Annotated in this window: 13 protein-coding genes; 7 read left to right on the forward strand and 6 right to left on the reverse strand. The window is 44.1% G+C overall.

All coding sequences use genetic code 11. The annotated features are described in order from the left end of the window. The 6 genes from BWI44_RS00380 to BWI44_RS00405 all read left to right on the forward strand — a co-directional run. Positions 1–772: S1 RNA-binding domain-containing protein (locus BWI44_RS00380; RefSeq protein ID WP_286810295.1), on the forward strand; the 772-nt coding region annotated here is incomplete at its 5' end. A 163-nt stretch (positions 773–935) separates the two neighbouring features. Beyond that, the gene (locus BWI44_RS00385) at positions 936–1,850 is read left to right on the forward strand and encodes a ribonuclease Z (RefSeq protein WP_195208123.1); all 915 of its coding nucleotides are present in this window, start codon (positions 936–938) and stop codon (positions 1,848–1,850) included. Positions 1,851–2,119: 269 nt separating this feature from the next. Continuing rightward, positions 2,120–2,440, forward strand: coding sequence for a T9SS type A sorting domain-containing protein (locus BWI44_RS00390; RefSeq protein ID WP_115502465.1), 321 nt, complete (start codon positions 2,120–2,122; stop codon positions 2,438–2,440). 20 nt (positions 2,441–2,460) lie between these two features. After that, positions 2,461–3,015 (forward strand): RNA polymerase sigma factor, encoded by a 555-nt coding sequence (locus BWI44_RS00395; protein ID WP_115502464.1) that lies wholly within the window; start codon positions 2,461–2,463, stop codon positions 3,013–3,015. Between the two features lie 48 nt (positions 3,016–3,063). Next, positions 3,064–3,438 carry a hypothetical protein gene (locus BWI44_RS00400; RefSeq protein ID WP_195208122.1) on the forward strand — a complete coding sequence of 125 codons (375 nt, stop codon included), beginning with the start codon at positions 3,064–3,066 and terminating at the stop codon, positions 3,436–3,438. Positions 3,439–3,470: 32 nt separating this feature from the next. Continuing rightward, complete coding sequence (locus BWI44_RS00405) at positions 3,471–3,944, forward strand: hypothetical protein (protein ID WP_044264692.1); 474 nt, start codon at positions 3,471–3,473, stop codon at positions 3,942–3,944. Between the two features lie 154 nt (positions 3,945–4,098). On the opposite strand, the gene mazG is transcribed toward BWI44_RS00405, so the two are convergent. Continuing rightward, entirely contained in the window at positions 4,099–4,887 is a 789-nt protein-coding gene (gene mazG / locus BWI44_RS00410) for a nucleoside triphosphate pyrophosphohydrolase (RefSeq protein WP_195208121.1), read from the reverse strand. Between the two features lie 12 nt (positions 4,888–4,899). Then, on the reverse strand, positions 4,900–5,949 hold the full coding sequence (locus tag BWI44_RS00415) for a DUF3810 domain-containing protein (RefSeq protein WP_195208120.1): 1,050 nt from the start codon (positions 5,947–5,949) through the stop codon (positions 4,900–4,902). 174 nt (positions 5,950–6,123) lie between these two features. Between BWI44_RS00415 and BWI44_RS00420 the strand changes: the two genes are divergently transcribed. Beyond that, the gene (locus BWI44_RS00420) at positions 6,124–8,754 is read left to right on the forward strand and encodes a valine--tRNA ligase (RefSeq protein WP_007666228.1); all 2,631 of its coding nucleotides are present in this window, start codon (positions 6,124–6,126) and stop codon (positions 8,752–8,754) included. 146 nt (positions 8,755–8,900) lie between these two features. On the opposite strand, the gene BWI44_RS00425 is transcribed toward BWI44_RS00420, so the two are convergent. From BWI44_RS00425 to secA, 4 genes are all read right to left on the reverse strand, one after another. Continuing rightward, a complete protein-coding gene (locus BWI44_RS00425) occupies positions 8,901–10,121 on the reverse strand; it encodes an IS256 family transposase (RefSeq protein WP_195208119.1) in 1,221 nt (406 codons plus the stop codon). Between the two features lie 117 nt (positions 10,122–10,238). Next, positions 10,239–10,685 carry a hypothetical protein gene (locus BWI44_RS00430; protein WP_007666226.1) on the reverse strand — a complete coding sequence of 149 codons (447 nt, stop codon included), beginning with the start codon at positions 10,683–10,685 and terminating at the stop codon, positions 10,239–10,241. 66 nt (positions 10,686–10,751) lie between these two features. Continuing rightward, a complete protein-coding gene (locus BWI44_RS00435; RefSeq protein ID WP_286810301.1) occupies positions 10,752–11,861 on the reverse strand; it encodes a DUF6340 family protein in 1,110 nt (369 codons plus the stop codon). Positions 11,862–12,034: 173 nt separating this feature from the next. Continuing rightward, complete coding sequence (secA, locus tag BWI44_RS00440; RefSeq protein WP_286810303.1) at positions 12,035–15,331, reverse strand: preprotein translocase subunit SecA; 3,297 nt, start codon at positions 15,329–15,331, stop codon at positions 12,035–12,037. Positions 15,332–15,469: the final 138 nt, after the last annotated feature.

The following is a 15,469-nucleotide window of genomic DNA, read 5'->3' on the forward strand; positions in this document are numbered from 1 at the left end:
CTTCATGAAGGTAGGTGACGAAGTTGAAGCAGTAGTTCTGACTCTGGACCGTGAAGAACGTAAGATGTCTTTGGGTATCAAACAACTGAAACAAGATCCGTGGGAAACTATCGAAGAGAAGTATCCTGTAGGTTCTAAGCACACTGCTAAGGTTCGTAACTTCACTAACTTCGGTGTATTTGTTGAAATCGAAGAAGGTGTTGACGGTTTGATCCACATCTCTGACCTGTCTTGGACTAAGAAAGTTAAGCATCCTTCTGAATTCACTCAGATCGGTGCAGACATCGAAGTTCAGGTACTGGAAATCGACAAAGAAAACCGTCGCTTGAGCCTTGGCCACAAGCAACTTGAAGAAAACCCCTGGGATGTATTCGAAACAGTATTCACTGTAGGTTCTGTACACGAAGGTACTATCATCGAAATGCTGGATAAGGGTGCTGTTGTTGCTCTGCCATACGGTGTAGAAGGTTTCGCTACTCCGAAACACCTTGTTAAGGAAGATGGTTCTCAGGCTCAGATGGATGAGAAACTGTCATTCAAGGTTATTGAGTTCAACAAAGATGCTAAGCGTATCATCCTTTCTCACAGCCGTATCTTCGAAGATGCTGCAAAGGCAGAAGAAAGAGCTGAAAAGAAGGCTGCTGGTAAGAAGCCGGCTGGCAATAAGAGAGAAGACGCTCCGGCTATTCAAAACCAGGCTGCTTCTACTACTTTGGGCGACATCGACGCTCTGGCTGCTTTGAAAGAGCAAATGGAAGCTGGAAAGAAGTAATCACTTCTATATAATAAATAAGGTAAAGGGTGCTTGTTATTACAGGTACCCTTTTCTTTTTCACCACAGAGGACACGGAGGTCACGGAGTACTTCTTATCAAGCAGAAAAAACTCAGTGTTCTCTGTGCCCTCTGTGATGAATTTCCGTATCTTTGCAGTGTTATGGAGAAATTTGAACTACATATACTGGGCTGCGGTTCTGCGTTGCCTACCACCCGTCACTTTGCCACTTCGCAAGTGGTGAATGTGCGTGACAAACTTTATATGATAGACTGCGGAGAAGGATCGCAATTACAGTTCCGCAAGTCCCGACTGAAGTTTTCCCGCTTGAATCATATTTTTATTTCTCATCTACATGGAGATCATTGTTTTGGTTTGTTGGGTTTAATATCGACGCTCAATCTGCTGGGGCGCACAGCTGAGTTGCATATTCATTCCCCGAAAGGATTGGAAACCCTATTTGCTCCGATGCTAAGTTTCTTTTGCCGGCAAATGACGTATAAGGTTATTTTCCATGAGTTTGAGACGAAAGAACCTGGAATGATCTATGAAGATCGTTCTCTGACAGTGACTACCATTCCATTGCGTCATCGTATGCCTTGTTGTGGCTTTCTGTTTGCAGAGAAGCAGCGACCCAATCATATCATTCGGGAGATGGTCGACTTCTATGAAGTGCCGGTATACGAGTTGAATAGGATAAAGAATAGGGAAGATTATGTGACTCCGGAAGGCAAAATCATTTCCAATTCCTTATTGACGCGTCCGTCTGATCCACCGCGTAGTTATGCCTATTGTTCGGATACCATCTATATGCCTGAGATTGCAGAACAAATAAAAGGAGTAGATTTACTATTCCATGAGGCCACTTTTGCAAATGCGGATTTGCCTCGTGCCAAAGAAACTTTTCATACTACTGCTGCTCAGGCGGGAGAGATAGCCAAGGCAGCAGGAGTGAAAAAAATGGTGATCGGGCATTTCTCTGCCCGTTATGAGGATGAGAATATTTTGCTTAAAGAAGCTTCGGCTGTTTTCCCTGAGACGGTGCTGGCTAAGGAAACGCTGTGCCTAGAGGTATAATTTAGTGCTATGCACTAAATTAGTGACGGGCTACAAATTACAAGTGCCTTTCGGTATGCTATTTATGGTTAAACTATTTTAATTATTCTTCTCTTAGGAGGGAAATAAAGCTACTTTCACGCTGCAAAGTACTTGTATCTTGTATCCCGTAGCTCGTAACTTAAATTAGCGGCATAGCCCCTAATTTATCATTTAACTGTCTGTTTTTTGTTTTATCGAACCGAATGCCGTATATTTGTACGGAATAATCTGAAAACATAGGCTTATAGATGAGAAAGTTACTCTACTGTTTTTTCTTTTTGTTGACTTTTTCGTCGCAGTCCGTGGCATGGGCGCAGGACGGTCGGAAGCAGGAAACGGCTCAGAAAGAGCAGCCGTCTTCTACTATTGTGCTGACTGTTTCGGCGGATAACCGGGTACGTGTGCAGAATGCAGAACCCGGCTCCCAGATGGAAGTCTACAATATTGTAGGCGTGAAACTTACCACGATACGCATTGACTCTACGGATGTCACCGTTCAGGTGAATTTGCCTAAAGGTTATTACATCTTTAAGATTGGGAATGTCGTGCGGAAAGTGGTAATCAAATAAACGAAACGGAATAGATACTTATGAATCCTTCCTATAATGAACGCGAAGTGCTGGAGCTTCTACAAGATGAAAGTACACAAAAGCGAGGGTTTGAGTTGATTGTTGCGCAATATAGCGAACAATTATACTGGCAGATCCGTCGTATGGTGCTTTTGCATGAAGATGCCAATGACTTACTTCAGAACACGTTCATTAAGGCATGGACCAATATCGATTATTTCCGTGGAGATGCGAAGCTTTCTACCTGGCTCTATCGCATCGCTTTGAATGAATGTTTGACTTTCCTAAATAAACAACGCGCTGTAACTACTGTTTCTATCGATGATGAAGATGCTTCTGCACTTCAGAAGCTGGAAAGCGATCCTTATTTCTCCGGAGACCGAGCACAGAAGTCTCTACAGAAAGCATTGCTTACACTGCCGGAAAAGCAACGTATGGTATTCAACTTAAAGTATTACCAGGAAATGAAATACGAGGAGATGTCCGACATCTTCGGCACATCTGTCGGCGCTCTGAAAGCCTCTTATCATCATGCCGTGAAAAAAATCGAGAAGTTTTTGGAGGGAGAGGTTTAAACCTTTACCCCAAAACATAGTCTAACCTAACAGAGAGGAAAAAAGCTTATGAAAGAAGAAGATAACATATTGAAGAAGGTAGGGAAGGAAAATATTTTCCGTGTTCCTGACGGATACTTTGAGAATCTTACTTCAGAGGTGATGAGCCGGCTTCCCGAAAAGGAAAAACCTGCAATTATTAAGAGAGAGCCTACGAAGTGGGAGAGAATTAAGCCATGGGTATATATGACTGCCATGTTTGCCGGCGCAGCATTGATTATCCGCGTTGCTTCTACTGACCGTACACCTGTTAACGACCGGATGGCGATGGACGAACCTGAAACCGAAGTTGTTTCTGATGAATATATCAGTGCAGTGCTGGATGATTCCATGCTGGATGATTATTCACTGTATGTCTATCTCACAGATGCCGGTGCAGAGTGATGTGAATAACAACTTAACTGTATGAGAAGAAAATGAAAAAGCTGATTGTTTTGTTTATTGTGATGTGCAGTTTCATCCCCTTGTCATGGGCTATGGACGGATGTAATCAACATTTGTCTCCTGACGAATTCCGCGCCAAGCAGAAAGCGTATATCACAGAGAAAGCCGGATTGACCAAGGAAGAAGCCGCTAAATTCTTTCCTGTTTATTTTGAATTACAGGATCGCAAAAAGCAATTGAATGATGAGGCATGGAACTTACTTCGAAAAGGAAAGGATGAAAAGACGACCGAAGCGCAATATAATGAGATTCTAGAAGGCGTATACGATGCCCGTATTGCTACCAACCGTCTGGAGAAAACTTACTATGAGAAGTTCAAGAAGATACTTTCGAACAAAAAGATATATTTAGTACAGCGTGCTGAAATGCGTTTTAACCGTGAGTTGCTGAAAGGGATGCATCATAAAGGTGGAGAACCTCAGAAACCGCAAGGAAAGAAAAGATAACAGAATATTAGGAGCTTCGGCTCCTTTTTTCGTCTATGGCCGATACATGCGGCTGCGAAGGCTTACACTCCCGCAAGTGTAAGCCTTCACTTGTATAAGTGATGGCCTTCGCAGCCGCAAGTGTGAATCTTCGCAGTCCTATGCATTTGAGTTTTTATTTTTCCAGCTTTTTAGCTTCGTTCCAGAGGACGTCCATCTCTTCCAGAGTCATATCATGCAAGTTTTTGCCTTCCTTGATGGTATGTGCTTCCAGATAATTAAAGCGGTTGATAAATTTCTGGTTAGTGCGCTCTAATGCATTATCCGGATTGATCTTGTAGAGGCGTGCGGCGTTGATGAGGCTGAATAGTACATCCCCGAATTCGGCTTCTGCTTTGTCCTTATCCATATTGGCCACTTCTGTCTGAAATTCTTGGATTTCTTCTTTTACCTTATCCCACACTTGTTCCCGTTCTTCCCAGTCGAAGCCGACGTTGCGGGCTTTGTCTTGAATACGGTAAGCTTTGATGAGTGAAGGAAGGGCGGCGGGGACACCACTTAACACACTCTTGTTTCCACCTTTCTCTCTTAACTTTAGTTGTTCCCAGTTTTCGGAAACTTGTCCGGCAGTATCTGCTTTTACGTCACCGAACACATGGGGATGGCGGAAGATTAATTTCTCGCAAAGGTGGTCGCATACATCTTTCATGTCAAAATCGCCTTTCTCGGAACCGATCTTTGCGTAGAAAGCTACGTGTAGCAAGACGTCTCCCAGCTCTTTGCAGATATCATTTTTATCGTCACGTATCAGGGCGTCACAAAGTTCATAAGTTTCTTCAATGGTGTTGGGACGCAGACTTTCGTTAGTCTGCTTGCGGTCCCAGGGACATTTTTCGCGAAGTTCGTCGAGTATGTCCAGGAAGCGTCCGAAGGCTTCCATCTGTTCTTTTCTTGTATGTAACATATCTTTATAGGGTTATTTATTGCAATGTGTATAATAGGATATAAGCAACCCGACTACTTCGGAGTAGTTCTTGCGGCCACTTTGTATCTTGTTTCCTTTCAGGTACAGGTCGTATATCCAGTCTTGTATATCTCCGATGAGTGGACTGTATTTTTCCGTCCAGTATTCCTGATTACTTTTAGCCAGTTCTATGATTTCGGGACGTATCCGGTTGAAGAGCTCTTTGTATTCTTCTTCATCCATCAGGCGGCGGGCATTGACAAGTACGTGTCCCAGCACTGAAAAGTATCCGCAGAAACGGATACCTCGCGCTTGCGAACGGGTACAGACCTGATAAGCGTAGAAGTTGGCTTCCGCTTCGCTGGAAATGCCCAATAAATGTGCCAGTTCATGCGCATACGTGGCAGGATACTGTGAAGGGAGCAGATCTCCATTCAAAGTAAATTCGCAGAAGAAAGGTCCCATGCTACCGGTGACGCCCACCATGGAAATCAGCGGAGTGAAAAGCATTGTCTTCACCCGTGGTGACTTATGGAAAGGATGATGTACACCCAGCGTATCACTGATCTGATTGTATCCGCGAACTGTTTCCCGGCGGATAAGGTCCTTGTTGATAGTGGTTACATCTACATACGATCCATTCAGTTTGTCAACGTAATCATCAACAAAGTTCCGGAAGTTTTCGGGAGTGTATGTGGTATAAGGAATCTTTGTCCGTTGGTAGAAATTGGGCTGTGAATAATTAAGTCCCCAAGTCAGATAGAACCAGACGTATATCCATAACAGATATTCAATATCATTCAGCAAGATGCGTTTCCATTTTTTCTTCTGAAAGCGGCGGGCATAGGCAGGGTAGAGGAGTACGCCCGCAATGCTGAGGGCTATGAATAAGTCGCCTATGGCAAAGGGAATGAGGCGGGAGAAAGACGAAAGAATATAAGCTATGACAGGATATACGCTGTGTGCATATATTTTTCCCATAGCCGGAATGAGCTGTGTGGTCCAGACTACTAACAAGAGTGTGCATAGCACGATATAACGAATCTTCAGCTTATATTTCATCGCAAATTTATTTGAAAGGCAAAAATATACATTTATTAAATGTCACGTAGGAAATTAGCTTTATATTTGTTGTTCTCGGCGCAGAAAGTGCCGGAGGGTGGTAAGATTTGAATTAAATTTAGTAATTTTGCGCCCATTATTCGCGATAAATAAATTATATACAGATTTAAAGATATGGAATTAGCAAGTAAGTACAACCCTGCTGACGTAGAGGGAAAATGGTACCAGTATTGGTTGGATCACAAATTATTCAGTTCAAAACCCGATGGTCGTGAGCCTTACACCATCGTCATTCCGCCCCCTAACGTCACCGGCGTGCTCCACATGGGACACATGCTTAATAATACCATTCAAGATATTCTGGTACGCCGTGCTCGTATGGAAGGTAAAAATGCCTGCTGGGTACCGGGTACTGACCACGCTTCTATCGCTACGGAAGCGAAGGTAGTAAATAAGCTGGCTGCACAAGGTATCAAGAAGACGGATCTTACTCGTGATGAATTCCTGAAGCATGCCTGGGAGTGGACAGATGAACATGGTGGCATCATCCTGAAGCAGCTGCGTAAACTCGGTGCTTCCTGTGATTGGGACCGCACCGCTTTCACTATGGACGAAAAGCGTAGCGAAAGTGTATTGAAAGTATTTGTAGACCTTTACAATAAGGGATTAATTTACCGTGGTGTACGTATGGTAAACTGGGATCCGAAGGCTTTGACTGCCCTTTCCGATGAAGAAGTTATCTACAAGGAAGAGCATGGTAAACTGTATTATCTGCGCTATAAAGTAGAAGGTGATGCGGAAGGACGTTATGCCGTGGTAGCTACTACCCGTCCTGAAACGATCATGGGTGATACCGCTATGTGTATCAATCCGAACGACCCGAAGAACGAATGGCTGAAAGGTAAGAAAGTAATCGTTCCTTTGGTAAATCGTGTTATCCCGGTGATTGAAGATGATTATGTGGATATTGAGTTCGGTACAGGTTGTCTGAAAGTAACTCCTGCGCATGATGTGAACGACTATATGCTGGGTGAAAAGTATAACTTGCCAAGCATCGATATCTTCAACGATAATGGTACATTGAGCGAGGCTGCCGGTCTTTATATCGGTATGGATCGCTTTGATGTTCGTAAACAGATTGAGAAAGACCTGGATGCTGCCGGTCTGTTGGATAAGGTGGAAGCCTATACCAATAAGGTAGGTTATTCCGAGCGTACCAACGTAGTTATAGAGCCGAAGCTTTCTATGCAGTGGTTCCTCAAGATGCAGCATTTTGCAGATATGGCATTGCCTCCTGTGATGAATGACGAGCTGAAATTCTATCCTGCCAAGTATAAGAATACCTATCGTTACTGGATGGAGAACATCAAAGACTGGTGTATCAGCCGTCAGTTGTGGTGGGGACATCGCATTCCGGCATACTTCCTTCCGGAAGGTGGATATGTGGTAGCAGCTACTGAAGAAGAAGCTCTGAAACTGGCAAAAGAGAAGACCGGTAATCCGGCCCTGACTATGGAAGACCTTCGTCAGGATGAAGACTGTCTGGATACTTGGTTCTCTTCCTGGTTGTGGCCCATCTCTTTGTTTGACGGTATTAATAATCCGGGTAATGAGGAAATCAGCTACTACTACCCGACAAGTGACCTGGTAACCGGTCCGGATATCATTTTCTTCTGGGTAGCCCGCATGATTATGGCAGGTTATGAATATGAAGGAAAGATGCCGTTCAAGAATGTGTACTTTACGGGTATCGTTCGTGACAAGTTGGGACGTAAGATGTCCAAGTCCCTCGGCAATTCTCCCGACCCTTTGGAACTGATTGAGAAGTTTGGTGCCGATGGTGTGCGTATGGGTATGATGCTGGCTGCTCCTGCCGGGAATGATATCTTGTTCGATGATGCCCTTTGTGAACAGGGACGTAACTTCTGTAACAAGATATGGAATGCTTACCGCTTGGTAAGTGGCTGGACAATTGATGACAGTCAGCCTGTACCGGAAGCAGCAAGACTGGCATCTTGCTGGTTTGAATCCAAGCAGAATGAGGTTGCTGCCGAGGTAGCTGACTTGTTTAGTAAATACCGTTTGAGCGAAGCTCTTATGGCTGTTTATAAATTATTCTGGGATGAATTCTCTTCCTGGTACCTCGAAATGATAAAGCCGGCTTATGGACAAGGTATCCACAGTTCAATTCATAGTGCTGCGATTTCTTATTTTGATAATCTGCTTCATTTGCTTCATCCGTTCATGCCGTTCATTACCGAAGAACTCTGGCAGCAGATGTATGAGCGCGAAGAAGGTGAAAGTCTTATGGTATGTCCTTTGACTATAAATACTTATGTAGATGCTGATACTATTCGGCAATTTGAAGTGGTGAAAGAGGTGATCAGTAACATTCGCTCTATCCGTTTGCAGAAGAATATAGCTCAAAAGGAACCGTTGACATTACAGGTAGTGGGTGAAAATCCGGTTGCTGAATTCAGTGCGGTGATCCTAAAGATGTGTAACCTTACAGCAATTGATGTAGTGGATGCTAAAACCGAGGGTGCTGCTTCATTCATGGTAGGAACTACGGAATATGCCGTACCTCTGGGTAATATGATTGATGTAGAAGCTGAAATAGCCCGTATGGAAGCTGAATTGAAGCACAAAGAAGGTTTCCTGCAAGGCGTCATGAAGAAGCTGAGCAATGAGAAATTTGTGAATAATGCTCCTGCCGCTGTCCTTGAACTGGAACGTAAGAAGCAGGCGGATGCGGAAAGCATTATCAACTCTCTGAAAGAGAGTATTGCTGCGCTGAAGAAATAAACCTTTTGGTCCGGGAGTTCTCCCGGATCTTTACTATAAACGAATTAGCCCTTGCAATATTCAACTACTGCAAGGGCTAATTTATTTTTTAGGCAGTGTCCACAATTTTGTGTAAATGAGAAAACAGGATTCAGGTATATATTCCCTTATATCTGAATTCTGTGCTCAAATATAAGCATAAATTGATTCATAATCAATCCCCAATTAGAAATAGGCATCGTCCATTTCTTCTCAATCTCCATCAGAGACAGATAGACCGTTTTCTTCACGGCATCATCAGAAGGAAAGGAAAGTTTTGATTTCGTGTACTTTCTGATTTTCCCGTTCAGATTTTCAATGAGATTGGTAGTGTAGATTATTTTCCTGATTTCCAAAGGGAATTGGAAAAACACGGTCAGGTCATCCCAGTTATTTCTCCATGAAAGTATGGCATAAGGATATTTCCCTCCCCATTTCTTTTCCAGATTGTCCAGTTCAAGGGCAGCAGCTTCCTTGTTGGGTGCGTTGTAGATATTCTTCATGTCAGCGGTAAACTCCTTCTTGTCCTTGTAAACAACGTATTTGCAGGAGTTTCTGATTTGATGCACAACGCAGATTTGTGTGGAGGATTGAGGGAACACGTCACGTATGGTGTCGGTAAATCCGTTCAGATTGTCCGTGCAGGTAATAAGAATATCCTGTACTCCACGTGCCTTCAGGTCGGTAAGGACACCCATCCAGAAAGCGGAACTTTCCGTTTTGCCTACCCACATACCCAAGACTTCCTTCAAACCGTTCTGTTTAAGTCCGACACAAAGGTACACCGTCTTGTTGATAATCTTTCCGTTGTCACGTACCTTGAAAACGATACCGTCCATCCATACTATCAGATATACAGGGTCAAGAGGACGGTTCTGCCACTCCAGTGCCGCCTGGTTTACCTTGTTGGTGATAACGGATATGGCAGAAGTGGAAAGTTCGATTTCATAAATCTCTCGCATCTCTTCCTCGATGTCTGACACACTCATTCCTTTGGCATAGAGTGAGATGACGAGTTTTTCGATGGATAAGCCACGGCTCTCATGTTTGGGGACGACTACAGGATCGAACTCGCCGTTACGGTCACGGGGAACAGAGATGACGGATTCACCGTGTTCGGTCTGGATCTTCTTGGGATATTTGCCGTTACGCGAGTTGCCACTGTTGTTGCCACTTACGGAGTTCTTTTCATAACCTAAGTGAACATCCATTTCACCCTCAAGCATCTTCTCCAATACTTGTGCATGGAGCTGTTTGAGGAACTTGCTTACATCGGCTTCTGTTTTAAATTGGCTCAGAAATTCTTTACTCAGAACTTCATCGGGCACTGCTTGATTCTTTACTGTCATTTTCTTCGGCATTTTGCAAAGTTAGAAATAATAAAAATACGGAACTCATTGCTGAATCCCGTATTCATCATTTACACAAAACTTTGGATAGTGCCATTTTTTATAATTCAAATGCTATTACTTTTCCAATAGTTCTTTCAGAAAAGAATCCAACTCTTCATCCAGACCTTTCAGTAGTTCTTCATTCACGAGCAATGTATCATCATCCATCAGCAATAACTCTGCAATTGTCTCCTTTTCATCATCCACTAATACGAAAGAGTAAGGTTTCAGAATGGCCAGTTTGTCGAAGTCACCGCCATTCTTCATGCTATTAAGTAATGTAGAAAGAATACGTTCTACATTTTCGTAGAAATCATCTCCATCATACGTCATCCATTCCTCGATAGAGGCACACGCCAGATACTCGTCTTCATCGTCGAATATAGACAGTTCGCCGGAATTCTGGTTAGCTTGCAGATGAATGTCGGTCACAATGGTTTGCTCGCAGCCGCAAGTGTATTTGCTGACTGCTTGTCTTATGGTCTTTTCTAAGAGTGATAAAGATGCTTGGCTCAGTTTCATAATAGGTATTCTTTCTTAATGGATGTTCAAAGGTATAAAAAAAATAATTACCCTTGCATCATTTGATTAAAAATCATTCTTAAATCGTTCCATTTGGACATTCAATCGTGTCATTCCCTCTTTTCGTTCTTGTAATTCATTTAAATAGCGGGTTACTGCAAAGTAGTTGGGAACGTCGCTGATGTCTATTCCTCCCTGCTCTTTTTTCTCTTCTATCTTGTCTATGTCGTATGCTTCTTTTTGCGCTTTTAATGCCCATTCTTCCGCTGCCTGAATGCTATCTTGCATTTCATATCCTAAAGCCACGTTATATGCCGCATACATTTTCTGTTTTCCCTTTTTCTTCTTCTCGTAAGTCTGTTTCCAAAGCTCAATGGCCTGTTGCCAGTTGTTTTCACGAACATAAACGGCTGCATCACGCATATTTACCGAACCGCTCGTAAACAGATAGCGGGAAGCCGTCTTCCAGTGTGGCAGCATATACTTTACAGGCACGGTGCCGGCAAATTCAGAAGCTTCTTTCAGCATTTCTGTTTCACTGATGAGCCCTGCACCGGCCTGAGCTATGCTGGGGGCAGCATAATCCCAGAAAATACTATCGTTGGTATTGATTGTTACCATCGGGCCATTTCGGTTAGGCAGGTATACTTTTACGGTAGGGTATACCTTTACGTCTATGGTTCCGGCATAAACACCCCACTCGCGCAGGTATTCAATTTTGCGGAGAGAGCGTAGTTGTATATTTTCCAAAGCTATCAGGAAATCGACATCCAGGCTTTCGATAAGACTTTCCACTTCACTTTTACTGAGGGTACTTTCGCGGGGAATCATATCATTGGCCCGTAACATAGAATCGCAAATAACGACTTCGTCGAAATAGTTTTCGTTGGCAAGTGCTTCAGCCAGTGCCTCAGTGGTTATTTTAGAATTTCCGTTGAAGTATTTTGTTTTGCGGGCAATTTCCGTCTCATCTTTTTTCTTTTCATCCGTTTCTTCTACGATCAGCTTGTTGTCCGGGATGGATGGCATATTATTTACCACGGCTACACGTTTAAGGCTGGGCGGGAAGCTAACTTCTGCCGGCAGCATATAGTCGATGGATAATTGCTCTACGGTCTGACAACCGCCAAGTAGCAGAGCACAACAGATCCCTAAGAGATGCGAATACTTAGTCATAGGCTTGTTCTTTATCTAAGAATAACAAAAATACACTTTTGTATGGATATATAAAAGCCTCAAACAGATTTTAACCGTTTGAGGCTTTTATTAGTGATTGGGAGAGGGCGATAGGGTGATAAGCGATTAATGTTTGGTATACTTATCACTCTATCACCTTATCACTCCTCTCATTACATATTTTTTCCGTGACAGTTCTTATACTTCTTACCACTTCCACAAGGACAAGGATCATTACGTCCTACAGTTCTTTCCGCACGAATCGGTTCACGTTTCACTTGCTCACGTGTATCCTGTTGGGCGGCAGCCTGTTGATTCGGATCATTCAGTTCCTGTTTTTGTTCGCGGTATTTGCTCATGTCCTGCTTCTGTTCGGGAGCAGCCTGCTGAATTTCCTGTGGCTCTTGTACCGGAATTTGTCCACGCATCAGGATAGAAACAGTCTGGTTGTTGATCTTATTAACCATTGTATCAAACAGATTGACAGACTCCAGCTTGTAAATCAATAACGGGTCTTTCTGTTCGTAGCTTGCATTCTGCACAGAATGTTTCAATTCATCCAACTCACGCAAGTTTTCTTTCCATGCCTCGTCAATGACGTGCAGCAAGATAGATTTTTCAAAAGCTTTCACTACCTCCTTACATTCGCTTTCGTAGGCGGCTTTCAGGCTGCAGGAGATATTGTACATACGCTTGCCATCTGTAATGGGGATAAGGATATTTTCATACATATGTCCCTGAGTCTCATACACCTGTTTGATAACCGGATAAGCAATCTGTGCCATGCGGTCAGTCTTGCGCTTGAACAGATCCATGGCTGCATTGAATGCTTCTTCTGCAAGTTTCTCTTTCTTCTCGTTACGGAACTGCTCTTCGCTGAACGGAGTTTCCATAGCGAGTGTTTGCAGGAAGTCCATTTTGCAGTTTTCGTAGTCGGGAGCTTCAACAGCAGCGGCAACACGATCCCAGATCATGTTCACGATGTCCATGCCGATACGCTCACCCATCAAGGCATGACGACGTTTGGTATACACAACGGTACGTTGTTTGTTCATTACGTCATCATATTCCAGCAAGCGTTTACGGATACCGAAGTTGTTTTCTTCCACCTTCTTCTGTGCACGCTCAATGGAGTTGGAGATCATCTTGTGCTCGATCATTTCACCTTCCTTGAAGCCGAGGCGGTCCATCACACCGGCAATGCGGTCGGAGGAGAACAGACGCATCAGGTCGTCTTCCAGTGACACGAAGAATACGGAAGAACCCGGGTCACCCTGACGTCCGGCACGTCCGCGCAACTGGCGGTCTACACGACGGGACTCATGGCGCTCCGTACCGATAATTGCCAAACCACCCGCAGCTTTCACTTCCGGGCTCAGCTTGATATCCGTACCACGACCGGCCATATTGGTAGCGATGGTCACAGTTCCACTCAAACCGGCTTTGGCAACGATGTCCGCTTCTTTCTGGTGCAACTTGGCATTCAACACGCTGTGCTCAATCTTGCGCATAGTCAACATCTTGCTCAGCATTTCGGAGATTTCTACAGATGTAGTACCCACCAAGACAGGGCGTCCGGCTTGTACCAACTGTTCGATTTCTTCGATGACTGCTTTATATTTCTCGCGTTTCGTCTTGTAAACGCGGTCGTTCATATCTTTACGGGCAATGGGGCGGTTGGTAGGAATCACCACTACATCCAGTTTGTAGATGTCCCAAAGTTCGCCTGCTTCCGTTTCGGCAGTACCGGTCATACCCGAGAGCTTGTGGTACATACGGAAGTAATTCTGCAACGTAATGGTGGCGAATGTCTGTGTGGCAGCTTCCACTTTTACGTTTTCCTTGGCTTCGATAGCCTGGTGCAGACCGTCGGAGTAGCGGCGACCTTCCATGATACGGCCTGTCTGCTCGTCTACAATCTTCACCTGACCGTCAATCACAACGTATTCATCGTCCTTCTCGAACATGGTATAAGCCTTCAACAGTTGGTTGATGGTATGAACCCGTTCGGATTTGATAGCATAATTTGTCAGCAACTCATCTTTCTTGGCCAGACGTTCCTCATCTGTCAAGTTGGTTTCGTTTTCCAGTTCAGACAGTTGTGCGGCTATATCAGGCAATACGAAGAGAGTAGGGTCTTCCGAATTTCCGGTAATCAGATCCACACCTTTATCTGTCAAATCTACGCTATTCAGTTTTTCTTCTATGACGAAGTACAACGGGTCAGTTGCTTCGTGCATACGTTTGTTATTCTGTTCCATGTAGATTTCCTCGGTCTTCAGCATGCCTGCTTTGATCCCCTGTTCACTCAGATATTTGATCAGAGGCTTGTTCTTCGGCAAAGCCTTATGGCTACGGAACAAGGCAAGGAAACCTTCTTCCTGTTCTTTTTTGTCACTGGAAGCAATGAGGCGTTTGGCATCGGCCAGGTATTGGGTAGCCAGTTTCTTCTGTGCTTCTACCAGACGTTCCACCAGTGGGCGGAGCTGTTCGAACAATTGGTCTTCACCTTTAGGTACAGGGCCTGAAATGATCAACGGTGTACGGGCATCGTCAATCAATACGGAGTCCACCTCATCGACGATGGCATAATTGTGCCGGCGTTGTACAAGGTCTTTCGGGCTGATAGCCATGTTATCACGCAGGTAGTCGAAACCGAATTCGTTGTTCGTACCGAATGTGATATCTGCCATATAAGCTTTGCGACGTGCGTCAGAGTTAGGCTGGTGCTTGTCGATACAGTCCACACTTAAACCGTGGAACATGTAAAGAGGTCCCATCCACTCGGAGTCACGTTTAGACAGGTAGTCATTCACAGTTACCACATGCACGCCGTTTCCGGTCAATGCATTCAGGAATACCGGGAGGGTAGCCACCAACGTCTTACCTTCACCCGTTGCCATTTCGGCGATCTTACCTTTGTGCAATACCACACCACCGAATAACTGTACATCGTAGTGTACCATGTTCCAGGTAACTTCTGCACCACCAGCCAACCAGTGATTCTGATAGATAGCCTTGTCATCTTCAATACGTACGAAATCTTTCGTAGCAGCCAGCTGACGGTCGAATTCAGTAGCAGTCACTACAATTTCTTCGTTTTCAGAGAAACGTTTTGCTGTTTCTTTTACGATAGAGAAAGCTACGGGCAGTACCTCATCGAGTGCTTTTTCGTAGCATTCCAGTATTTCTTTCTCCAGTTTGTCTATCTGTGCGAAAACCTCTTCACGGTTTTCCAGTTCAATAGCTTCGATACCTGCTTTCAGTTCTTCTACTTTAGCGCGTTGCTCGGTAGCCGAGTTGTAGATGTAGGTTTTCAGTTCTTCCGTCTTGGCGCGAAGGGCGTCATTATCGAGTTTGGCAACTTCCGGGTAAGCGGCTTTGATTTTGTCCACCCACGGCTGAATTTCTTTCATGTCGCGTGTGGATTTATTGCCGAAAATCGAGCTTAAAAATTCATTAAATCCCATTATATATTTGTTTTTATTATTATTTGCTTAATTAGTTCGGGTGTAACTTTGCCTTGAATGCGGGTACAAAGTTACATTAAAATGCTGATTTACGAGAAGTTTACGAATTGTTTTTTGAGTAAAACACTCAACTTTCGA

The organism is Bacteroides sp. Phil13 (assembly GCF_001940965.1).
Taxonomy (GTDB): domain Bacteria; phylum Bacteroidota; class Bacteroidia; order Bacteroidales; family Bacteroidaceae; genus Bacteroides; species Bacteroides intestinalis.